At 66.7% G+C, this 20,985-nt stretch carries 17 protein-coding genes, 1 rRNA gene and 1 riboswitch; of the genes, 9 read left to right on the top strand and 9 right to left on the bottom strand.

What is annotated here, in order from left to right; translation table 11 throughout:
- The first annotated feature begins 71 nt into the window (after positions 1-71).
- Together rrf and WS54_RS11260 are read left to right on the top strand one after the other, a co-directional pair.
- Positions 72-184, top strand: a 5S ribosomal RNA gene (rrf, locus tag WS54_RS11265).
- Positions 185-748: 564 nt separating this feature from the next.
- A complete protein-coding gene (locus WS54_RS11260) occupies positions 749-2,173 on the top strand; it encodes an MFS transporter (RefSeq protein ID WP_059782792.1) in 1,425 nt (474 codons plus the stop codon).
- 264 nt (positions 2,174-2,437) lie between these two features.
- On the opposite strand, the gene WS54_RS11255 is transcribed toward WS54_RS11260, so the two are convergent.
- The 3 genes from WS54_RS11255 to WS54_RS11245 all read right to left on the bottom strand — a co-directional run bounded on the left by WS54_RS11255 (position 2,438) and on the right by WS54_RS11245 (position 5,849).
- Positions 2,438-3,181: a 2OG-Fe(II) oxygenase gene (locus WS54_RS11255; protein WP_179950201.1), complete on the bottom strand. Its 744-nt coding sequence runs from the start codon at positions 3,179-3,181 to the stop codon at positions 2,438-2,440.
- A gap of 319 nt (positions 3,182-3,500) precedes the next feature.
- Positions 3,501-5,093, bottom strand: coding sequence for an inorganic phosphate transporter (locus WS54_RS11250; RefSeq protein ID WP_034204108.1), 1,593 nt, complete (start codon positions 5,091-5,093; stop codon positions 3,501-3,503).
- Positions 5,094-5,258: 165 nt separating this feature from the next.
- Positions 5,259-5,849, bottom strand: a complete 591-nt coding sequence (locus WS54_RS11245) for a histidine phosphatase family protein (protein ID WP_059782795.1) — start codon at positions 5,847-5,849, stop codon at positions 5,259-5,261.
- Positions 5,850-5,898: 49 nt separating this feature from the next.
- Positions 5,899-6,037: riboswitch (cobalamin riboswitch) on the top strand.
- Between the two features lie 33 nt (positions 6,038-6,070).
- On the opposite strand from WS54_RS11245, the gene WS54_RS11240 reads away from it, so the two are divergent.
- Entirely contained in the window at positions 6,071-6,280 is a 210-nt protein-coding gene (locus WS54_RS11240) for a CbtB domain-containing protein (RefSeq protein ID WP_006488502.1), read from the top strand.
- Between the two features lie 14 nt (positions 6,281-6,294).
- On the top strand, positions 6,295-7,017 hold the full coding sequence (locus WS54_RS11235; RefSeq protein WP_034204110.1) for a CbtA family protein: 723 nt from the start codon (positions 6,295-6,297) through the stop codon (positions 7,015-7,017).
- 22 nt (positions 7,018-7,039) lie between these two features.
- On the opposite strand, the gene WS54_RS11230 is transcribed toward WS54_RS11235, so the two are convergent.
- Complete coding sequence (locus WS54_RS11230) at positions 7,040-7,948, bottom strand: LysR family transcriptional regulator (RefSeq protein WP_034204111.1); 909 nt, start codon at positions 7,946-7,948, stop codon at positions 7,040-7,042.
- A 128-nt stretch (positions 7,949-8,076) separates the two neighbouring features.
- On the opposite strand from WS54_RS11230, the gene metE reads away from it, so the two are divergent.
- Entirely contained in the window at positions 8,077-10,371 is a 2,295-nt protein-coding gene (metE, locus tag WS54_RS11225; RefSeq protein ID WP_059782797.1) for a 5-methyltetrahydropteroyltriglutamate--homocysteine S-methyltransferase, read from the top strand.
- Between the two features lie 115 nt (positions 10,372-10,486).
- Here the strand turns inward: metE and WS54_RS11220 are convergent, their stop codons facing one another.
- Both WS54_RS11220 and speB read right to left on the bottom strand, forming a co-directional pair.
- The gene (locus WS54_RS11220) at positions 10,487-11,812 is read right to left on the bottom strand and encodes an MFS transporter (RefSeq protein WP_059782799.1); all 1,326 of its coding nucleotides are present in this window, start codon (positions 11,810-11,812) and stop codon (positions 10,487-10,489) included.
- Positions 11,813-11,866: 54 nt separating this feature from the next.
- A complete protein-coding gene (speB, locus tag WS54_RS11215) occupies positions 11,867-12,823 on the bottom strand; it encodes an agmatinase (protein WP_006495120.1) in 957 nt (318 codons plus the stop codon).
- 139 nt (positions 12,824-12,962) lie between these two features.
- On the opposite strand from speB, the gene WS54_RS11210 reads away from it, so the two are divergent.
- Positions 12,963-13,874 (top strand): LysR family transcriptional regulator, encoded by a 912-nt coding sequence (locus WS54_RS11210; RefSeq protein WP_059782891.1) that lies wholly within the window; start codon positions 12,963-12,965, stop codon positions 13,872-13,874.
- A gap of 63 nt (positions 13,875-13,937) precedes the next feature.
- Here the strand turns inward: WS54_RS11210 and WS54_RS11205 are convergent, their stop codons facing one another.
- Positions 13,938-14,402: an Lrp/AsnC family transcriptional regulator gene (locus WS54_RS11205; protein WP_059500532.1), complete on the bottom strand. Its 465-nt coding sequence runs from the start codon at positions 14,400-14,402 to the stop codon at positions 13,938-13,940.
- Positions 14,403-14,535: 133 nt separating this feature from the next.
- On the opposite strand from WS54_RS11205, the gene WS54_RS11200 reads away from it, so the two are divergent.
- The 3 genes from WS54_RS11200 (at position 14,536) to WS54_RS11190 (ending at position 18,856) form a co-directional block, all read left to right on the top strand.
- Positions 14,536-15,156, top strand: a complete 621-nt coding sequence (locus WS54_RS11200; protein ID WP_034204115.1) for a LysE family translocator — start codon at positions 14,536-14,538, stop codon at positions 15,154-15,156.
- Between the two features lie 360 nt (positions 15,157-15,516).
- Positions 15,517-17,106, top strand: coding sequence for a S53 family peptidase (locus tag WS54_RS11195; RefSeq protein WP_059782801.1), 1,590 nt, complete (start codon positions 15,517-15,519; stop codon positions 17,104-17,106).
- 73 nt (positions 17,107-17,179) lie between these two features.
- Positions 17,180-18,856 (top strand): S10 family peptidase, encoded by a 1,677-nt coding sequence (locus WS54_RS11190; RefSeq protein ID WP_059782803.1) that lies wholly within the window; start codon positions 17,180-17,182, stop codon positions 18,854-18,856.
- Positions 18,857-18,926: 70 nt separating this feature from the next.
- Here the strand turns inward: WS54_RS11190 and nadE are convergent, their stop codons facing one another.
- Together nadE and WS54_RS11180 are read right to left on the bottom strand one after the other, a co-directional pair.
- Complete coding sequence (gene nadE / locus WS54_RS11185; protein ID WP_059782804.1) at positions 18,927-19,793, bottom strand: ammonia-dependent NAD(+) synthetase; 867 nt, start codon at positions 19,791-19,793, stop codon at positions 18,927-18,929.
- Positions 19,794-19,983: 190 nt separating this feature from the next.
- Entirely contained in the window at positions 19,984-20,853 is an 870-nt protein-coding gene (locus tag WS54_RS11180) for a DMT family transporter (RefSeq protein WP_034204119.1), read from the bottom strand.
- Positions 20,854-20,985: the final 132 nt, after the last annotated feature.

Below are 20,985 nucleotides of genomic sequence, written 5' to 3'. Positions count from 1 at the left end.
TACACACAACTCAAAATTACTGCTTCTTCCAAGATTGGTTGCGTTGCGAAGCAACGCAACAACCCTCTTTGCCTGATGACCATAGCGAGTCGGTCCCACCCCTTCCCATCCCGAACAGGACCGTGAAACGACTCTACGCCGATGATAGTGCGGATTCCCGTGTGAAAGTAGGTAATCGTCAGGCTCCCTAAGCCAAGAACCCCCGCCCAAAAAGGCGGGGGTTTTTGCATTGGCGCGGCGGAAATACGCGGTGCAGGCGGAAAGCGTCACCCAGTCTATCGGCGTTAGCACTCCACCGCCGCAATCAATTGCAGTGCCGGGCCATCAATTTAGCGCTCCGCTGTTCTCGAGCACTCCGTGGTTGTGCCCTCCAGAATCTCCCTGCACCTCCACCAACCGTACCATCCGTCTTCGGGATCGATTCCGTCGGTGCTGCACATCCGGCGACGGTGTTGTGATGGCCGGTGATGAGCGATGTTGATCAACGATGATCAATAAACATCGCTTTCTGACGCAAAATCCCCCTTGTCTTGTCGCATCTTCGATGCGCCGCGTCCCGGGCATCACGCAGCGAACGCAGTGCGAAATCGCATAAAAATCTATGCGCATAAAGTTCATTCGCGCGACATGCTCGGCAGAGCAGGGAGTAAGTCCTTCGGAGTAATATCGCCGTTCGTCCCGATCTCACGGTGCTTGGTTGCATCCGCCGGCGGTCGGTGTCCTTTGCACTCCGTCTCCTGCATCGTTCATGACTGACAGCCCCGCTCAAGGTGGTCGGACGACCGACTTCTTGCCCTATCTCGTCGCCGCGACGTTCTTCATGGAGTATCTCGACACGACCGTGATCGCGACCGCGCTGCCGCAAATGGCCAGTTCGTTCGGCGTTGGGCCGAACGCACTGAGCCTCGGGATGACGGCCTACATGTTGGCGCTGGCGGTGTTCATTCCGATCAGCGGCTGGATCGCGGATCGCTATGGCTCGCGGACGGTCTTCGCGAGCGCGATCGTCGTCTTTACCGGCGCGTCGGTGCTGTGCGGGCTATCCGAAGGTGTGATGTCGTTCACGGCTGCCCGGCTGCTACAGGGCGTCGGCGGGGCGATGATGGTGCCGGTCGGGCGAATGATCGTCGTGCGGAGTACCGAGAAGGCGAGGCTGATGCGCGCGATCGCGACGATCACGTGGCCGGGCATCGTCGCGCCCGTCGTCGGGCCGCCGGTCGGCGGCTTCATCACGACCTATGCATCGTGGCGATGGATCTTCCTGTTGAACGTCCCGTTCGGCATCGCTGCGCTCGTTTGTACCTGCCTGATCGTCCGGAACACGCGGGCCGACGAGCAACGGCCGCTCGACTGGGTCGGTTTCGTGCTGGCCGGCGGCGCATTGACCTGCCTGCTGATCGGCACCGAAGCAGCCGGCCAGCAGGATGTCGACTTCACGCGCGCGGGTGTCCTGGTGGGGGCAAGCGTGCTGTTCGGCATCGCCGCATGGCTGCATGCGCGACGCTGCGCGCATCCGCTGCTCGATTTCACGACGCTGAAAGTGCCGACGTTCTCCGTGACGGTGATCACCGGCTCGATCACGCGGATAGCGATCAACGCCGTCCCGTACCTGATGCCGTTGCTGTTCCAGATCGGCTTCGGGCTGTCGCCGTTCCAGTCGGGGCTGTTGTTGCTCGCCAGCGCGCTCGGCAATCTCGGGATGAAGGCAGGCACATCGTGGATCCTCGACCGTTACGGCTTTCGGCGCGTTGCGCTCGTCGACGTGACGATCGTCGGCATCGTCACGATCGCATGCGGCTGGCTGACCGCGTCGACACCGCTGGCGATCACGTTGCTCGTCGTATTCGTCTACGGGCTCACGCGGTCGATGCAGTTCACGACGCTCGCGACGCTGGCTTATGCGGATATCCCGGCTCAGCAGACGAGCGCGGCGAGCACGCTGTGGAGCGCCGCGCAGCAGATGACGATCGGGATGGGGATCGCGTTCGGTGCATTGTCGCTGCGGCTCGCGGCATGGGGGCGCGGCGATGCGGCCGGCATGCACTACGTGCTCGACGATTTCCGCTGGGCGTTCGTCGCGGCGGGCGTGCTCGCGCTGCTGACGTTGCCGGGCTACGCCTGGCTGGCTTTCGATGCCGGCGATCGGCTGCGGGCAAACGCGGCGCGCGGATAGGCCGGACTGCAGATCGTATTGGCGGGGAGGCAGGTGAGGGCGCGTGTTTTTCGGCGTTTACCGGAAGCGCTGATGCGCTGATGCGATGCGGCCGCGCTTGCCAGACAGTCAGCGCAACCGGCCTTCCGTCCCTCGGCCGAGTCGGCCTTCCGGCCGGCCATGCTTGGTCGGTCGTTTTCCGAACGACGGCGTGCGGTGCGGGGACGACCATGAATGCGATGCGCAATGAGCGGCGCGGCAGCAGCGCAGCTGTTTCGATTCCCGCTACTGCGCGTCATGGAAGATGATGCCGACCGTGTGGCGGTGGCCGCTTCGAATCCGGCTGACGCCATGACGCAGGTTGACGCGATAGACGCCACGGGTTCCCTGCACAGGCCGGCCGTGTACCGCGAAGATCACTGCATCACCTTGCGTCAGCGGCACCACTTCCGCACGCGACTGCATGCGGGGTCGCTGTTCCGTCAACACGAACTCCCCGCCACTGAAATCGCGGCCCGGCGCCGACAGCAGGATCGCGACCTGCAGCGGAAACACGTGCTCGCCGTACAGGTCCTGGTGGAGGCAGTTGTAGTCGTCGGCGCCGTATTGCAGGATCAGCGGCGTCGGTCGCATCTGTCCCGCCGCGTGGCAGCGATCGAGGAATGTCGCATGGTCTTTCGGATAACGGACGTCGATGCCGAGCGCCTGGTTCCAGCGATTCGCGACCGGCACGAGATGCGGGTAGATCGTCGCGCGCAGTTCGGCGATGACCGCTGGCAGCGGATACGCGAAATACTTGTACTCGCCGCGGCCAAAGCCGTGCCGCGCCATCACGACACGTGAACGATAGAGCGCATCGCGCGGATAGAGCGACGCGAGTGCATCGCACGCGCTTGCCGACATCAGGCCCGGCACGCACGCGCATCCGTAGCGATCGAGCTCGGCCTCGATGCTCGGCCAGTCGAGGGTGCCGACACGTTGTGCGATGTCCAGCGGTTCGACGGCAGGTTGCAGATCGGCAATGTTCACGGGCATACCTTGAGGTATCGGCAGTGTGGCGCCGTGCGATCGCGCACGGTCGAATTCACGGAAGTTGACGAACCCAGTCTAGCGGCGTCCGTGTGCCGGTACGCTCCAGATCTTGCGCTTTAATTCGGACGGGAAAACGTTGTAGGCGCGGCATCGACACACTAAATGCGGCGACGTGACGAAGCGGAGAGGCGGAGAGGCGGAGAGGCGGAGAGACGGAGAGGCGGAGAGACGGAGAGACGGAGAGACGGAGAGACGGAGAGACCCTGCCTGCCGCGGCGGATGGCCGGCTATCGCCCGCCACCCGCCGTGTCGCCGATCAAGCCAGCGACCTGAACAACCAGTAAAGCCCTGCCGCCAGCGCGATCGACGCCGGCAGCGTCAGCACCCACGCGAGGACGAGGCTGCGCACCGTGCTCCATTGCAGCCCGGAGCCGTTCGCCGCCATCGTGCCCGCGACGCCCGACGACAGCACGTGTGTCGTCGACACGGGCAGCCCGTACATGTCGGCGGCGCCGATCGTCAGCATCGCGACGAGTTCGGCCGATGCACCCTGTCCGTACGTCAAATGCTGCTTGCCGATTTTTTCGCCGACGGTCACGACGATCCGCTTCCAGCCGACCATCGTGCCGAGACCCAGCGCGATCGCGACGGCAACCTTCACCCACGTCGGAATGAACTTGGTCGCGTGGTCGAGCTGCTTGCGATAGTTGTCGATCGCGAGCTTGTCGTCGGTGGCGAATGCAGGCTGGCCCGACTTCTCGATCAGGCGAATGGCTTCGGATACCAGATACATCGTGTTGCGCACGTTGTCGACGTCGCGCTGCGGCACGGCCGCCATCGAGCCCGACGCGCCGACGGCGGTCGCGAGCGATGTGGACAACTGCGCCACGGCCGGCAGCACGGCGGGCGTCAGTTCACGATGCTGAACGTAGTGTTCGACATCGGCGCGCGGATTCGAGGAAGGCGCGACGCCGTTCGTGTATTTTCCGAACGTCGCGGCCGCCTGGTTCGCGACCGCCACGAAGGTCTGCGATTCGGCGGGCGTGACGGCCTTGTTCAGCGCATACGCGGTCGGCACCGTGCCGATCAGGATCAGCATGATCAGGCCCATCCCTTTCTGTCCGTCGTTCGACCCGTGTGCGAACGACACGCCGGTGCAGGTGAGGATCAGCAGGCAGCGAATCCAGAACGGCGGCGGCTGGTCCTTCGGCGGCTCCTTGTACAGCTCGGGAATCCGCACGACGGCCTTCAGCACGAGCAGCAACAGCGACGCACACAGGAAACCGACGATGGGCGAGAGCAGCAGCGACTTGCCGACGCCGAGCGCCTGGCCCCAGTCGACGCCGCTCGTGCCGGACGGCCCGTGCATCAACTGGTTCATCAGCCCGACACCGATGATCGACCCGATCAGCGTATGCGAGCTCGACGACGGCAACCCGAAATACCAGGTCGCGAGGTTCCAGACGATCGCGGCGATCAGCAGCGCGAACACCATCGCGAAGCCCGAGCCGCTGCCGACCTGCAGGATCAGCTCGACCGGCAGCAACTGCAGGATGCCGAACGCGACGGCTCCGCTCGAGACCATCACGCCGAGGAAGTTCCACATGCCCGACCAGATCACCGCGACGTTCGGCGTGAGCGAGTGCGTATAGATCACGGTCGCGACCGCATTCGCGGTGTCGTGGAAGCCGTTGACGAACTCGAAGCCGAGGGCGATCAGCAGTGCTGCGCCGAGCAGCAGGTACGGGAACATCGACCCTTCGCGGACCGGCGACAAATCGTCGACCAGGTGCGTGGCGATATAGGCGGCGCCAAGCACGAGCACCAACAGGAAGACGGTATAGCCGATCTGCCGGGTGCGCGCGACGGAGGCCGAATTGTTCGGGGCGGACGAAGCAGGTTGATTCATGACGACATCTCGTAAGGGAGCCTCGTCCGATCCTAGCTGCGGCTAGCAGTCAGTTTGATGACAGTCGGGATGCCGAACGGAGTGTCTTACGGGATGTAAGGCGAGCGGCGGCATGCGAAGCGTCGGGGGCGCATCGTCCGCTCACATAGTGAACACGACAGCGGCTTACGCGCCGGTGTCGCGCGAGTCATCGTCCGTCGCGGCCAGGGTCCAGCCGGCCGGCGACGCGACGAACGTCGTGCACGACAGCGGCGCGACGTGGAGGCGTATGGCTGCCCCGGTACCCATCCGCAGCACATGCGCGATGGCCGCGCGGACGATCGGCGCATGCGTGATCGCGACGACGTCGCGATCGGGCGGCAGTGCGCTCAACCATGTGCCGACCCGACGCGCGGCACCGTCGAACGATTCGCCGCGATGCGGCGACGCGGACGGTGTGCCGATCCACGCCGCCAGTTCGTCGGGCAGGTCGCGCGCGAGATCGTGCAGCCGCTTGCCGCGCCAATTGCCGTAATCGATGTCGCGCAGCGCATCGTCGATATCGGCGTGCAGTCCGAGTGCATCAACGGTCTGCCTCGCGCAGCGCGCCGGGCTGCACAGCACGAGCGAGCCGGCACCGACCGTCCAGCGGCCGCGCAGCGCAGTGGCTTCGGCCAGCCCGTGCGCGTCGAGCGGATCGTCGTCGGGAAACGTGCCGGTGCGCATTGCGCGGGTCGATGCGTGTGCGATCAGGCGCAGCGAGGCATGCATGTTCATGTCGGTTGTCGGGCGATCGGGAGCGGTGCGCACTTGCCGTGTGTCATCGCTTCAATACGCGAACGTTCGCGCGTACAATTCGCCCGATACGAAGCGCGGAAGCCGGTGCAATTCCGGCGCGGTCGCGCCACTGTAACCGGGGAATCGACGATCCCGGAAGTCAGACCTGCCTTCGTACCCATCCATCATTTGTCGGGGCGCGATTCCCCTGAGGTGCATCCATGAGCGAAGCAGTGCTGAAGCCGGCGGTCGTGCCGGCGCCCATTCCCGTCCGTGAACTGTTGCCGTGGGCCGTGTTCGTCGGCCTGATCCTGCTGCTCGCACTCTATTTCGTCGGCGCGGAACAGGGCGCGACGTCGCTCGTGCCGGGCATGTACGTCCACGAATTCGTCCACGACGGCCGCCATCTGCTCGGCTTTCCCTGCCACTGACGCGGAGTAACAAGATGGTCGGAAAGCTGCTCATGCGCGGGATGCTCGCAGGCATCGCCGCGGGGCTTCTCACGTTCGGGTTCGCGAAAATGGTCGGCGAACCGCAAGTCGATCAGGCGATCTCCTTAGAGGAAAAAACCGCCGCCGCCCAGGGCGAGGCGCCGGAACCCGAGCTGGTCAGTCGCCACACGCAGGCCGGCCTCGGGTTGCTGACGGGTGTCGTGACCTACGGCGCGGCATTTGGCGGGCTGTTCTCGCTGGTCTTCGCGTATGCATACGGACGAGGCAGTCGCCTGCCGGCACGGCCGCTGGCCGCGTGGCTCGCGCTGGCGGCGTTCGTCGCGCTCGTGATCGTGCCGAACCTCAAGTACCCGGCCAACCCGCCGTCGGTCGGCGACCCCGACACGATCGGCTATCGCACCGGCCTGTTCTTCCTGATGATCGCGATCTCGGTCGCGACGATGGTGTTCTCGGTCGGCGTGCGTCGCCATCTGCTGGCGAAGCTTGGCCAATGGAACGCGTCGATCGTCGCGGGGCTCGTGTTCGTCGCGATCATCGCGGCCGTGCAGATCGGGCTGCCGTCGGTCAGCGAACTGCCGGCCGATTTCCCGGCGGCCTTGCTGTGGAAATTCCGCGTGGCGGCCATCGGCATGCAGGTGATCATGTGGACGACGATCGGCCTGCTGTTCGGCGCGTGGGTCGAGCGCGGCGAACGCGCGGGCATGCGCGCCGCCTGACGCGCGAGGCAACCGGACGCGCCTAGCGCAGCATGCGCGGCGCGCTCCATGTCGATTCGCGCGCCAGCGCGACGAACGCGGCCAGATAGTCGATCGACGCGTCCGCTTCGCGGATGCCGAGGAAGATCTGCTTCGCGATGCCCTGCTTGCCGAGCTTGACCGGCACGACCGGCATCCGGTCCGCGTACTCGTCGGCGAGCCATCGCGGCAGCGCGGCCACGCCGCGCCCGCTCGCGACCATCTGCAACATGATGTCGGTGGTCTCGATCGACTTGTGTCGCCTCGGCACGATGCCGGCCGGCGTCAGAAACTGGTTGTAGATGTCGAGCCGGTCGGTTTCGACCGGGTACGTGATCAGGATCTCGTCGGTCAGTTGCTCGGGGCTCACGTAGTCGACATGCGCGAACCGGTGCGAATCCGCGACCACCAGCACCTGTTCGTAGTCGAACACGGGATCGAAGCGCAGCCCCGGCTTGTTCAGCGGATCGGGCGTCACGAGCACGTCGATGTCGTAACCGAACAGCGCGCCGATGCCGCCGAACTGGAAGCGCTGCTTCACGTCCACGTCGACGTCGGGCCAGCACGACAGGTACGGCGAGACGACCTTCAGCAGCCACTGGTAGCACGGGTGGCACTCCATCCCGATGCGCAGCGTGCCGCGCTCGCCTTTCGCGTACTGCTTCATCCGTTCCTCGGCGAGCTCGAACTGCGGCAGCAGCCGGTTTGCCAGCTTCAGCAGATACTGCCCGCCCTGCGTGAGCCGCAGGCCGCGGCCTTCCCGGTCCCAGATCGGCGTGCCGAGCTGCTGCTCGATTTTCCTGACCGTATGGCTGAGCGCCGATTGCGTGAGGTGCAGCGCATTGGCCGCCGCGGTCAGCGAGCCCTGGCGCTCGACTTCACGAATGACGACGAGATGGAATCGTTCCAGCATGGATCGCGCTCATGCAGCAAATGCATGAAGAATATTAATGGATGAATGAAATAATGCCATTTTATTTCATGGTTTGAAATCCCTATGATGGCTGCCGGATCTTCACCTTTTCTCTGGACGGCAGCTTCATGGTCACGACACACAACCTCGGTTTTCCGCGCATCGGCGCGAAGCGCGAACTCAAGTTCGGTCTCGAACGCTACTGGAACGGCGAATCGTCGCGCGACGAACTGACGGCGCTCGGCGCCGAGCTGCGCCGGCGTCACTGGCACGACCAGCGCGATCTCGACCTCGCGCCGATCGGCGACTTCGCGTTCTACGACCACGTGCTCGACATGAGCTTCACGCTCGGCAACTTGCCGAAACGCGTGCAGGATTTCCACGGCGATGCGCTCGACAACTATTTCCGCGTCGCGCGCGGCCGTTCGACGCAGTCGGCGCAGGAGCACGCCGCGTGCTGCGGCGGTGTCGCGGCCGGCGAAATGACGAAGTGGTTCGACACGAACTACCACTACATCGTGCCGGAGTTCCATGCGGACACGAACTTCTCGCTCGATCCGTCGCGTCTGCTGCAGCAACTGGCCGAAGCGAGCGCGCAGGGCGTGCACGCGAAGCCGGTGATTCTCGGCCCGGTCACGTACCTGTGGCTCGGCAAGGCGAAGGACGATTCCGATCGTCTCGCGCTATTGCCGAAGCTGCTGCCGGTGTACGGTGCGCTGATCGACACGCTGACCGCGCAGGGCGTCGAATGGGTGCAGATCGACGAGCCGATTCTCGTCACCGAGCTCGATGCCGAATGGCGCCGCGCGTTCCGTACCGCATACGCGGCGCTGGAAACTCGCCGCATCAAGCTGCTGCTCGCCACGTACTTCGGGCAGCTTCAGGACAACCTGACGCTCGCGGCGTCGCTGCCGGTCGACGGCTTGCATATCGACGCGATCAACGCACGCGACGAAGTCGACGCGCTGGTGCGTGAACTGCCGGCCGATCGCGTGCTGTCGGTCGGTGCGATCAACGGCCGCAACATCTGGAAGACGGATCTGAACGCGACGCTCGACTGGCTCGAGCCGCTCGCGAAGCAACTGGGCGACCGGCTGTGGCTCGCGCCGTCGTGCTCGCTGCTGCACGTACCGGTCGATCTCGCGAGCGAGGAGAAGCTCGACGCGGAAATCCGCTCGTGGCTCGCGTTCGCGCTGCAGAAGCTCGACGAGCTGAAGGTGCTCGCGACCGCGCTGAACGAAGGTCGCGACAAGGTGGCCGCCGCGCTCGCCGCGAATGCCGCCGCGATCGATTCGCGCCGCCGCTCGCCGCGCGTGAACAACCCGGCGGTGAAGGCCGCGATCGCCCGCATCGACGCGCAGCTCGGCAACCGCGCGAGCCCCTATCCGCAGCGTGCGTCGAAGCAGTCGGCGCGCCTGAACCTGCCGGCGTTCCCGACGACGACGATCGGCTCGTTTCCGCAGACCGCCGACATTCGCCAGGCGCGCAGCCGGTTCAAGGCCGGCGCGCTGGACGAAGCCGGCTATCGCGCGGCGATGCGGGCCGAGATCGAGCGCAGTGTCCGCGAACAGGAATCGCTCGAACTCGACGTGCTCGTGCATGGCGAAGCCGAGCGCAACGACATGGTCGAATACTTCGGCGAACAACTCGACGGCTACACGTTCAGCCAGTTCGGCTGGGTGCAGTCGTACGGTTCGCGCTGCGTGAAGCCGCCGATCCTGTTCGGCGACATCAGCCGCCCGAAGGCGATGACGGTCGAATGGATCGCCTATGCGCAGTCGCTGACGGACAAGCCGATGAAGGGCATGCTCACCGGCCCCGTGACGATCCTGAACTGGTCGTTCGTGCGCGACGACCAGCCGCGCTCGGTATCGTGCTACCAGCTCGCGCTGGCGATCCGCGATGAAGTGCTCGATCTCGAGAAGGCCGGCGTGCGCGTGATCCAGATCGACGAAGCGGCGCTGCGCGAAGGGCTGCCGCTGCGCCGCGCGCAATGGAGCGAATACCTGCAGTGGGCGGTCGAGTCGTTCCGCATCGCCGCGAACGGCGTGCAGGACGATACGCAGATCCACACGCACATGTGCTATTCGGAGTTCAACGACATCATCGCGTCGATCGCCGACATGGACGCGGACGTGATCACGATCGAGACGTCGCGCTCGGACATGGAGCTGCTCGATGCGTTCGACGACTTCAAGTACCCGAACGAAATCGGGCCGGGCGTGTACGATATCCATTCGCCGAACATCCCGACGCAGGATCACATCGTCGGGCTGATGAGGAAGGCGGCCGAGCGGATTCCGGCGGAACGCCTGTGGGTGAACCCGGATTGCGGGCTGAAGACGCGCCAATGGTCGGAAGTGATTCCGGCGCTGACGAACATGGTCGCCGCCGCGAAGACGCTGCGCGACCAGATGCGTTAACCACGCAGCGAGCGCTGGGCGGCGCCGTCGCGATCGACGGTCGGAAGGCAAAAAATCGGCCCGCGGAAGAAGCGGGCCGATTTTCGTCATGCATGCAGTTGCGCACTGCGTCGCGCTACGCGGCGTGCGTGCCGCGCGGCAGCGCGTTGGTCGTCTTGCCGGGCGCACCCGCATCGTCGATGCCGACGCGGCGTGCGATCAGCCACACGCACAGCGACGACAGTGCGGCGGCGCTCGTGTACTGGATCGCGAGCGGCCACCATTGCGGGGCCGCGTTCTGCGCGATCAGCGTCGCGACGAGCGGCGTGAGGCCGCCGGCGAGCGCGCCGCACACCTGATAGGCGATCGAGATCGCCGTATAGCGGATCCGCGCGACGAAGATGCCGCTGACGAAGCCCGCCACCACCGAGTAGTAGCCCGATTCCGCGAGCGTCGCGAGGCCGACGCCGACCGTGATCGACACCGGCGTGCCCAGGTGCACGAGCGGCAGCATCACGAACGGGACGATCATCGCCCAGGCGCCGGCGATCAGCAGCACGCGCGTGGTGCCGAAGCGCTGCGCGAGGAACGCGGCCGCAAGCTGTACGACGAACTGCAGCACCGCGACGATCGTCATGCAATGCAGCACCATCGACCGGTCGAGCGACAGGAACTGCGTCGCATAGCTGATCATGAAGATGTTGCTGAAATACACGCCGGCGATCCCGTACACGTTCGCGCCGATCGCGAGCAGCAGCAGCGGCCAGTACTTGAGCGCTTCGCGCAGCGGTTTTTGCGCGATGTTGCCGCTCTGCTTCACTTCCTCGAACTCGGGCGACTCCGACACGCTCGCACGGATCACGAAGCCGACGATCAGGAGCACCGAGCTCGCGAGGAACGGCACGCGCCAGCCCCAGCTCATCATGTCGTCCTTCGACAGCGTGCTGATCGCGCCGAACGCGAGCATCGACAGGATCAGGCCGCTCGCGCTGCCGAGCTGCGCGAACGACGCGAAGAACGTACGCTTGCCTTCGGGCGCATGCTCGCCGGCCAGCAGCACCGCGCCGCCCCATTCGCCGCCGACCGCGATGCCTTGCAGCACGCGCATCAGCACGAGCAGGATCGGGGCGATCACGCCGGCTTGCGCATGGGTCGGCAGCAGGCCGATCGCGACCGTCGACACGGCCATCAGCATCAGCGTCGCGAGCAGCGAACGCTTGCGGCCGAAGCGGTCGCCGAGGTAGCCGAACATCACGCCGCCAAGTGGCCGCGCGAAGAAGCCGACCGCGAACGAGCCGAACGACGCGAGCAGGCTGATGAAGCGGTTTTCGCCGGGAAAGAACAGCGGCCCGAACACGATGGCGGCGGCGGTCGCGTAACTATAGAAGTCGTACCACTCGATCGTGGTGCCGACGAACGAAGCGAGCGCCGCCCGCTTCGGTTGCTTGACGGAAGTCCCCATCTTGATGTGTGCTCCTCTGGAATCTTCTGATTTGGAATGGTGGCGGCGCGGGAATCAGTCGCGGTACGCGACGCCCGGCAGCACGCACAGCAACTCGTACGCGAGATTCGCGCCGAGCAGGGCCGTGGTGCCGAACGGGTCGTACGGCGGCGCGACTTCGACGAGATCGCACCCGACGATGTTCAGCCCCTTCGCGCCGCGGATGATCTCGAGCGCCTGCGGCACCGTGAGGCCCGCGATTTCCGGCGTACCGGTGCCCGGCGCGTAGGCCGGATCGATGCCGTCGATGTCGAAGCTGATGTAGACGGGCGTATCGCCGATGCGCGCGCGCACTTCCTCCATCAGCGGCGCGAGCGACTTGTTCCAGCATTCCTCGGCCTGGACGACGCGGAAGCCCTGCTCGCGGCACCAGTCGAAATCCTCTGCCGCGTAGCCGGTGCCGCGCAGGCCGATCTGCGTGACCTTGTCGCCGTGCAGCAGGCCTTCCTCGACCGCACGACGGAACGGCGTGCCGTGCGCGATCTTTTCGCCCATCATCGTGTCGTTCACGTCGGCGTGTGCATCGACGTGGATCAATGCAACCTTGCCGTGCTTGCGGTGGATCGCGCGCAGGATCGGCAGCGCGATCGTATGGTCGCCGCCGAGCGTGATCGGCTTGCAGTCGTGCTCGAGAATCGCGTCGTACGCGGCCTCGATGCGGGCGATCGAATCGTGCAGGTTGTACGGATTGATCGCGACGTCGCCGATGTCGGCGATCTGCAGCGAATCGAAGGGGGCGGCGCGCGTGGCCATGTTGTACGGGCGCAGCAGCACGGATTCGGTGCGGATCTGGCGCGGGCCGAAGCGCGCGCCCGTGCGGTTGGACGTGCCGAGATCGAACGGCACGCCGACGAAACACGCGTCGAGGCCTTCGGCGCTCGCCACGTGCGGCAGGCGCATCATCGTCGCGATGCCGCCGCAGCGCGGCATTTCATTGCCGCCGAGCGGCTGGAAATGGGTGTGGTCGTTCATGGGGTGTCTCTTTCGGGGTGGGGTTGCCGTATCATGCGACGCGGTCTGGCGCACAGTTTTACGCGCTCCGTCGGGAAAGAAGAATGCGAAGATATCGACGTAAACATCGATCGTCGTCGATGTATGGAAGGGGATGAACGTGCTGGGGAATCTGTCGACCCTCGATCTGCGGTTGATCCGCGTGTTTCTCGCGGTCACGGACGCGGGCGGCGTGTCGGCCGCGCAGGCCGTGCTGAACGTCGGCCAGTCGACGATCAGCGCGCAGTTGTCGTCGCTGGAGACGCGGCTCGGCTATCGGCTCTGCGAACGCGGCCGCAGCGGCTTCCGGCTCACGCCGAAGGGCGAGCGGTTCCATGCGATGAGCCGCAAGCTGCTGGCGGCGCTCGACGAATTCGGGATCGCCGCACGGCATATGGACCGCCAGTTGGTCGGCACGCTGAACATCGGCCTGATCGGCCATACGCCGGTGAGCCAGAATGCGCGGATCGCCGAGGCGATCGCCGCGTTCCGTACCCGCGACGAGGCCGTGCGCTTTTCGATTTCGGTGCGCGCGCCCGGCGATCTCGAGGAGAAGCTGCTGAGCGACGAGATCCAGATCGCGGTCGGCTACTTCTGGCATCGCGTGCCGTCGCTTCATTACACGCCGCTGTTCGTCGAGCGTCAGGTCGCGTATTGCGGCCGCGGCCATCCGCTGTTCGACGGCGCGGGCACGCTGACGCCGGCCGACGTCGCCGGCTTCGAATGGGCGTGGCGCTCGTATCCGCTGCCCGAGGCGCAACTGTCGACGACGCCCGATCGCGTGACCGCGACCGCCGACAACATGGAGGCCGTCGCGCTGCTGATCCTGTCCGGCCACCATCTGGGTTACCTGCCGCAGCATTTCGCGGCGCCTTACGTCGCGCAGGGGCTGCTCGCACCGCTCAATCCGGAGCAACTGCGCTACGACGTGACGTTCCACATGGTCGTCGCGCGCAACGGCCGCGGGAATCCGCTCGTGGAGGCGTTTCTCGAGGATCTCGAGCGCGCGCACCAGTCATCCGACTTCGCATGACGGCGGTGCCGCCAACAGTGTGAACGAGCGTTACACCGGGGCAGGCCGCCGCTCCGGCGCGCGTCAGGGCACCGGCAACCCCGCGTCGTGCTTCACCTCGCGCAGCGACAGCGCCGACTCGATCGACGTCACGCCCGGCAGCATCCGCAGCGAATCGCGCAGGAACGTGCCGTAGTCGTCGAGGTCGCGCGCGACCACCTGCAGCAGGTAGTCGGCCGTGCCCGCGACGTTGTGGCAGGCCAGGATCCGCTCGATGCCGAGCACTTCCCGTTCGAACCGGTCGGCGACCTTGCGGTCGTGCGTCGCGAACCGCACGAGCACGAACGCGACCACGCCGAAGCCGAGCGCCTGGCGCGATAGCTGCGCGCGGTAGCGTTCGATGTAGCCGTCGGTTTCGAGGCGTTTCAGGCGACGAGCGCAAGGCGTCTCGGACAGCCCGACGGATTCGGCGAGCCGCGCGATCGGCAGGCGGCCGTCGCGTTGCACCGCAGCGAGGATCGCGCGGTCGGTTTTGTCGAGGTCGATCATATTGGCGGAATCCTTGTTTCGATCCATGGATTGTGGCGGATTCCCCTACCGATCGCCACTTCGTCGCCAAAAATGGCCAGTAATCCCTCGTCCTTCAACGGCAACATATCGTCATTGGAGGACGGGGCAGACCATGATTTCCACGCATTTGCTGTTGATTTATCTTGCCGCGCTGGCGGCCATTTATGCGGTGCCGGGGCCCGACATGGCGCTCGTGCTGCAGACCAGCATCGGCCGCGGCGTGCGGCCGGGGATGGCGGCGGCGGCCGGCCTGTCGCTCGCGCGCACGGCGCACGTGACGCTGTCGGCGTGCGGCGTCGCGGCGCTGATCCGCAGCGCGCCGTGGCTGTACGAGGTGATCCGCTACGGCGGCGCGCTCTATCTCGCGTATGTCGCGATCCAGGTGTTCCGCTCGCCGGTGTTCGCGCTCGGCGACGGCGATGCGGCGGCGGGCGAACTGCGGCAGTCGTTCGTGAAGGGGCTGCTGACCAACCTGCTGAATCCGAAGGCGCTGCTGTTCTGCTCGGTGCTGCTGCCGCAGTTCGTGCGGCCCGAGACCGGGCCGGTCGTCTGGCAGATGTTCGAGCTCGGCGCGTTGCTGGTGGCGGCCGGCGTGTGCTTCGACCTCGCATGCGTGTTCGGCGCGTCGCGCATCGCGGCATGGATGCGCGCGCATCCGCTGGCGCAGACGGTGCAGCGCTGGACCTTTTCCGCGGCGTTGATCGGTTTCGCACTGCGGCTGTCGATGGACTGAGCGTGGCCTTCGCTGCATGGCCGCCGCGCAGGTCGACCGACGTGGCGGCGGCCATGCGACGATCGACGCCGGCCGCGCGCGATGCCGGCCCGCGCTCGTGCGCGTTGCCGCAGAAGGGCGTGCGCGCAAATCGTCTGACTGTTCTAAACTTCCTCTAGCTTCGCGCGATCGCGAACGCGCCGTCGCCCACGCGCCGTCGCCCACGCGCCGTCGCCCACGCGCCGTCGCCCACGCGCCGTCGCAAACGCGCCGTCGCAAACGCGCCGTCGCAAACCGACTGACCGAACGGAACCGTCTTCCGCAGGCTATGTCCGATTTCCTGGCTGTTCCGTGCAACGCGGTACCAAGGAGGGTCTGAACATGGCAAGGCATCTTCAAGCCGACCGTGAACCCCGGATCGTCGCCGAGTCCAAGTGTCTCGGCCAGTGCGATCCGGCAGAACGCATCCACGTCACGATCATGTTGCGGCGGCAGGAAGAAGGGCAACTCGATGCATTGGTTCACCAGCTCGCCACCGGCGACGCGCACGCAAAACCGCTGTCGCGCGATGCATTCGCGCAGCGTTTCTCCGCCAATCCCGACGATATCCGCAAGACCGAGGAATTCGCGCATCGTCATCAACTGACGGTCGATCGCGTCGACCCGGTTGAAAGCGTCGTCGTGCTGTCCGGCACGATCCGGCAGTTCGAAACCGCGTTCAGCGTGAAGCTCGAGCGCTTCGAGCATCGGGCGATCGGTCAGTATCGCGGCCGGTCGGGCCCGATCGCGCTGCCCGACGAGCTCGGCGATGCGGTGACGGCCGTGCTCGGCCTCGACAGCCGTCCTCAGGCGCGGCCGCACTTTCGGATCCGCCCGCCGTTCAGGCCGGCGCGCGGCGCGGCGGCCGTCACGTTCACGCCGATCCAGCTTGCGTCGCTGTACGACTTCCCGGCCGGCGACGGCGCCGGACAATGCATCGCGATCGTCGAGCTCGGCGGCGGCTATCGCGCGGCCGACATCCAGCAGTATTTCCGCGGGCTCGGGATCGCGACGCCGCCGACGCTCGTCGACGTGAACGTCGGCACCGGCCGCAACGCGCCGACCGGCGAGCCGAACGGCCCGGACGGCGAAGTCGCGCTCGACATCGAAATCGCCGGCGCGATCGCACCGGCCGCGAAGCTCGCGGTGTACTTCGCGCCGAACAGCGACGCGGGCTTCATCCAGGCCGTCAACGCGGCCGTCACCGACAAGACCAACCGGCCTTCCGTGATCTCGATCAGTTGGGGCGGCCCGGAAGCGATCTGGCAGGCGCAGTCGGCACACGCGTTCAACCGCGTGCTGCAGGCGGCCGCCGCGCAGGGGATCACCGTCTGTGCGGCGTCGGGCGACAGCGGCTCGGGCGACGGGCTGCAGGATGGCGCCGATCACGTCGATTTCCCCGCGTCGAGCCCGTACGTGCTCGGCTGCGGCGGCACGCAGCTCGACGCGCTGCCCGGGCAGGGCATTCGCAGCGAAGTCGCGTGGAACGACGAGGCGTCCGGCGGCGGTGCGGGCGGCGGCGGCGTCAGTTCGCTGTTCGACCTGCCGGCATGGCAGCAGGGGCTCTCGGTTGCGCACGCCGACGGCAGCAGCACGCCGCTTGCCAAGCGCGGCGTGCCGGACGTGGCCGGCGACGCGTCGCCGCAGACGGGCTACGAGGTGTCGATCGCCGGCACCCCGGCGGTGATGGGCGGCACGAGCGCGGTCGCGCCGTTGTGGGCCGCGCTGATCGCACGAATCAACGCGGCGGCCGGCACGTCCGCCGGCTGGATCAATCCGACCCTGTACAAGAACCCGGGCGCGCTGCGCGACATCACGAAAGGATCGAACGGCACGTATGCGGCCGCGTCGGGCTGGGACGCGTGCACGGGCCTCGGCAGCCCGAACGGCGCGCAGCTCGCCGCGATCCTCGCGCGCAAGCCGTCGAGCTGACGCGCCGGCGCAGGTCTTTCGGTTCGACGCGGGTGGTCTGCCCGCGTCTTTTTTCACCTCCAGGAGCAGCACGATGGGCATCGATTCCGCATCTTCCGGCGGCGTGTATCCGCTGCATCACGGCGACCACAATTCGCATGGCGTGCCGCCGACCATCAACCCGGTCGCGCTGAGCCACGGCCGCGACCAGCCGTTCTTCGATCCGGTCGCATACGGCAACGGCCCGGACGACTCGGTGACCGACACGACCGAGGCGGCCGCGATCACGCACCACACGATCCTGATCGACGGCAAGCGCATCGCGTACACGGCGACGGTCGGCCATCTCGTGACGGTCGATCCGAGCAGTTCGCAGCCGGCCGCGAAGATCTTCTACGTCGCGTTCACGGCCGACGGCGCGAAGGAAGAAACGCGGCCCGTGACGTTCTTCTATAACGGCGGGCCCGGTTCGTCGTCGGTGTTCGTGTTGCTCGGCTCGTTCGCGCCGAAGCGCATCAAGACGTCGATGCCGGGTTTCACGCCGCCCGCGCCGTACCAGATCGAAGACAACCCGGACAGCATGATCGACCATAGTGACCTGGTGTTCATCAACCCGGTCGGCACCGGCTATTCGGCGGCCGTCGCGCCGCACAAGAATCGCGATTTCTGGGGCGTCGACCAGGATGCGGATTCGCTGAAGCAGTTCATCAAGCGCTACCTGACGAAGAACAACCGCTGGAACTCGCCGAAATACCTGTTCGGCGAATCGTACGGCACCGCGCGCAGCTGCGTGCTCGCGTACAAGCTGCACGAGGATGGCGTCGACCTGAACGGCGTCACGCTGCAATCGTCGATCCTCGATTACCGGCAGGCCGGCAACCCGGTCGGCGCGCTGCCGACCGCCGCGGCCGACGCGTGGTATCACAAGAAACTCGGCATCACGCCGCCGCCGAGCGATCTCGGCGCGTTCGTCGAGGAAGTCGCGCAGTTCGCGCGCACCGACTACCTGGCCGCGCTGCGCGCGGCGCCGCACGCGAACCCGGCCACCGTGCAGAAGCTGTCGCAATACACGGGCATCGATACGGCGACGCTGCAATCGTGGGGCCTCGATATCGCGGGCTACGACACGCGCGGCAACTCGCTGTTCCTGACGACGCTGCTGCATGCGCAGGGGCTCGCGCTCGGTTCGTACGACGGCCGCGTGACCGGGATCTCGTCGGGCATCGCCGGCAAGATCGACCCGAATTCGGGCGGCAACGATCCGACGATGACGGCCGTGACGGGCGTCTATACGGCGATGTGGAACAGTTACCTGAACGAGCAGTTGAAGTTCACGTCGAATTCCGCGTTCACGGATCTGAACGACCAGGCGTTCCGGAACTGGGACTTCAGCCACGTCGACCCGACCGGCGCACAGCAGGGCATCGACGCGAAGGGGAACGTGATCCTCTACACGGCCGGCGACCTCGCCGCGGTGATGGCGCTGAACGTCGACCTGAAGGTGCTGTCGGCGAATGGCCTCTACGACTTCGTCACGCCGTTCTACCAGACCGTGATCGATCTGCAGCAGATGCCGCTGGAGGACCAGAAGGTGCGGCAGAACCTGTCCGCGCGGTTCTATCCGTCGGGGCACATGGTGTATCTCGACGGCGGCTCGCGTACCGCGCTCAAACGCGATCTCGCGACGATGTACGACGCGACGGTCAGCGATACGGGCGCGCGGATGCGGATTCGTGCGCTGCAGGCGAAGAAGACGGGCGGCAACGCGTAGCGCTGCCGGTCGCGCCCGTGCCGCGCGGAACCGTTCGGGTTTGCGCGGCGCAGTGGCGCCGCGCCGTCGATCAGCCGCAGTGGCCGGGTTGCGCGGTCGGCCAGTCGAACATCGTGTACGGCAGTGCGCGCTTGTGGCGCGAGCCGTCGTAGAAGCGCAGCACCGTTTCGTAGACGCGGTCGGCGACCGGCTTGCCTTCGAGGAAATCGTCGATCTCGTCGTAGGTCACGCCATACGCGTGCTCGTCGGGGCGCAGCGGGCGCAGCTCCTCGAGGTCGGCCGTCGGCACCTTCATCACGATCAGCTCGTCGCCGCCGAGCGCGCGCGCCACCCCGCGCACGCGACGCTTGCTCAGGCCCGCGAGCGGCAGGATGTCCGCGCCGCCGTCGCCGAACTTCGTGAAGAAACCCATCAGCGATTCGGCCGCGTGGTCGGTGCCGATCACGATGCCGCGCCGCGCGCCGGCCACCGCGTACTGCGCGATCATGCGCTCGCGCGCCTTGATGTTGCCGTGCACGAAATCCTGCTGCGCGGGGGTTTCGAACGCGTGGCCGGACGCGACCAGCGAACGGAGCATCGCATCGGCGGCCGGCTTCACGTCGACCGTCAATACCTCGTCCGCGCGCACGAACGCGAGCGCACGCTGCGCGTCCTCTTCGTCGTTTTGCACGCCGTTCGGCAAGCGCATCGCGATGAAGCGCGCATCGTAGCCTTCGGCGCGCAGGCGCTCGACCGACAGTTGCGCAAGCCGGCCGGCCGTCGACGAATCCACGCCGCCGCTGATGCCGAGCACGTAGGTCCGCAGGCCGGTCGAACGAAGGTACTGCGCGAGGAAATCGACGCGGCGAGCGATTTCGGCTTCGGCGTCGAAGTGCGGGGCGACGTTCAGTTCGGCAATGATCGCGCGTTGGCGGCTGGCGTAATCGGCGGATGTCATGAGTGAAGTTCCGGAACGAAATGCAAGGCGCACATCATAAGCGCAATCGCGGCGTGCCGCCGCGCCGGGCCTGCGATCCGGCGGTTTCGCGTTGCTTCGGCGAGACGCGCCGCATCGCCGTGGTGCGCGGTGCGCCGGGCGGGTGCAGGAGGCGGCGCGAAGGGCGTCCGGGCGGCGCCCGATGGCCAGGTCAGCGCCGCGCGAGCACGACGCCCAGCAGCGCGAGCGCGAAGCCGGCGAGCTGGATCGTCGCGAGCGTTTCGCCGAACAGCCCGTAACCCTGCAGCGCGGCCAGCGGCGGCGCGAGAAACAGCAGCGACGTCGCGCGCGCCGCATTGCCGCGCCGCAGCATCCACATCAGCATCGTGACCGCGCCGCCGGACAGGAACACGACGCCCCACACGAGCGATATCCACAGCGCCGGCGCGCCGATCCAGCGGGTTTCGTGGAGCAGCACGACGAAGACGGCCGCGACGAGCGCCGCGCCGAAGTTCTGCACGGCGACCGCCGTGCGCAGATCGCTTTGCGCGAGCTTGCCTTTCTGGTACAGCGAGCCGGCGGTGATCGAGCCGACCGCCAGAACCGACACGGTGACGACGAGCCACGCGGGCGCCGCGCCCGGCGGCGGCGCGACGCCGCCCGTGACTTTCGGCGCGAGCACGAGCGCGACGCCGGCCAGCCCGAGCGCCATCCCGAGCCAGCCGCGTGCGGGCAGGCGTTCGTTGAACAGCGGGACCGCGAGCACGGCGGTGGCAAGCGGCTGCAGCGCGCCGAGCAGCGCCATCACGCCCGCATTCAGTCCCTGCGCGACGGCCCAGTAGCTCGCACCGAGATAGACGCCTTGCAGCAGCGCCCCGGCGATCAGGTGGCGCGGCCATTCGCGGCGGGCCGGCCACGGCGCGCGCGCGACGAGCGCCACCACGCCGAACAGCGCGGCCGTGCCGGCGAAGCGCGCGAGCAGGAACAGGTTCGGATCGGCGTAAGGCTTGATCGCCCGGGCAACGATGAAGCCGGTGGACCAGAGCGCGACGAAAGCGGCGGCGACGATCGAGGTAAGCATGCATGACGGGCCGCGAGGCGGCCGGACGGAACCGGAAAGTCGGCCAGTATCGGTCGAAGCGGCGCCGGCGTCTTGTCGAATCCTGCACTCGTGCCGCGCGGCGTGCGATCGTGCCGGCGGCCATCGCGCCGG

This window comes from Burkholderia sp. NRF60-BP8 (assembly GCF_001522585.2).
GTDB lineage: Bacteria > Pseudomonadota > Gammaproteobacteria > Burkholderiales > Burkholderiaceae > Burkholderia.
This window is presented reverse-complemented; position numbering and strand designations above follow the sequence as displayed.

Bases quoted from the DNA above. Each gene is read 5' to 3' on its own strand.
- WS54_RS11195 (WP_059782801.1), top strand. From the start codon at position 15,517: ATGGCAAGGCATCTTCAAGCCGACCGTGAACCCCGGATCGTCGCCGAG.
- WS54_RS11250 (WP_034204108.1), bottom strand. From the start codon at position 5,093: ATGAATCAACCTGCTTCGTCCGCCCCGAACAATTCGGCCTCCGTCGCG.
- speB (WP_006495120.1), bottom strand. From the start codon at position 12,823: ATGAACGACCACACCCATTTCCAGCCGCTCGGCGGCAATGAAATGCCG.
- metE (WP_059782797.1), top strand. From the start codon at position 8,077: ATGGTCACGACACACAACCTCGGTTTTCCGCGCATCGGCGCGAAGCGC.
- WS54_RS11205 (WP_059500532.1), bottom strand. From the start codon at position 14,402: ATGATCGACCTCGACAAAACCGACCGCGCGATCCTCGCTGCGGTGCAA.
- WS54_RS11190 (WP_059782803.1), top strand. From the start codon at position 17,180: ATGGGCATCGATTCCGCATCTTCCGGCGGCGTGTATCCGCTGCATCAC.
- WS54_RS11235 (WP_034204110.1), top strand. From the start codon at position 6,295: ATGGTCGGAAAGCTGCTCATGCGCGGGATGCTCGCAGGCATCGCCGCG.
- WS54_RS11230 (WP_034204111.1), bottom strand. From the start codon at position 7,948: ATGCTGGAACGATTCCATCTCGTCGTCATTCGTGAAGTCGAGCGCCAG.
- WS54_RS11240 (WP_006488502.1), top strand. From the start codon at position 6,071: ATGAGCGAAGCAGTGCTGAAGCCGGCGGTCGTGCCGGCGCCCATTCCC.
- WS54_RS11200 (WP_034204115.1), top strand. From the start codon at position 14,536: ATGATTTCCACGCATTTGCTGTTGATTTATCTTGCCGCGCTGGCGGCC.
- WS54_RS11260 (WP_059782792.1), top strand. From the start codon at position 749: ATGACTGACAGCCCCGCTCAAGGTGGTCGGACGACCGACTTCTTGCCC.
- nadE (WP_059782804.1), bottom strand. From the start codon at position 19,793: ATGACATCCGCCGATTACGCCAGCCGCCAACGCGCGATCATTGCCGAA.
- WS54_RS11220 (WP_059782799.1), bottom strand. From the start codon at position 11,812: ATGGGGACTTCCGTCAAGCAACCGAAGCGGGCGGCGCTCGCTTCGTTC.
- WS54_RS11180 (WP_034204119.1), bottom strand. From the start codon at position 20,853: ATGCTTACCTCGATCGTCGCCGCCGCTTTCGTCGCGCTCTGGTCCACC.
- WS54_RS11245 (WP_059782795.1), bottom strand. From the start codon at position 5,849: ATGAACATGCATGCCTCGCTGCGCCTGATCGCACACGCATCGACCCGC.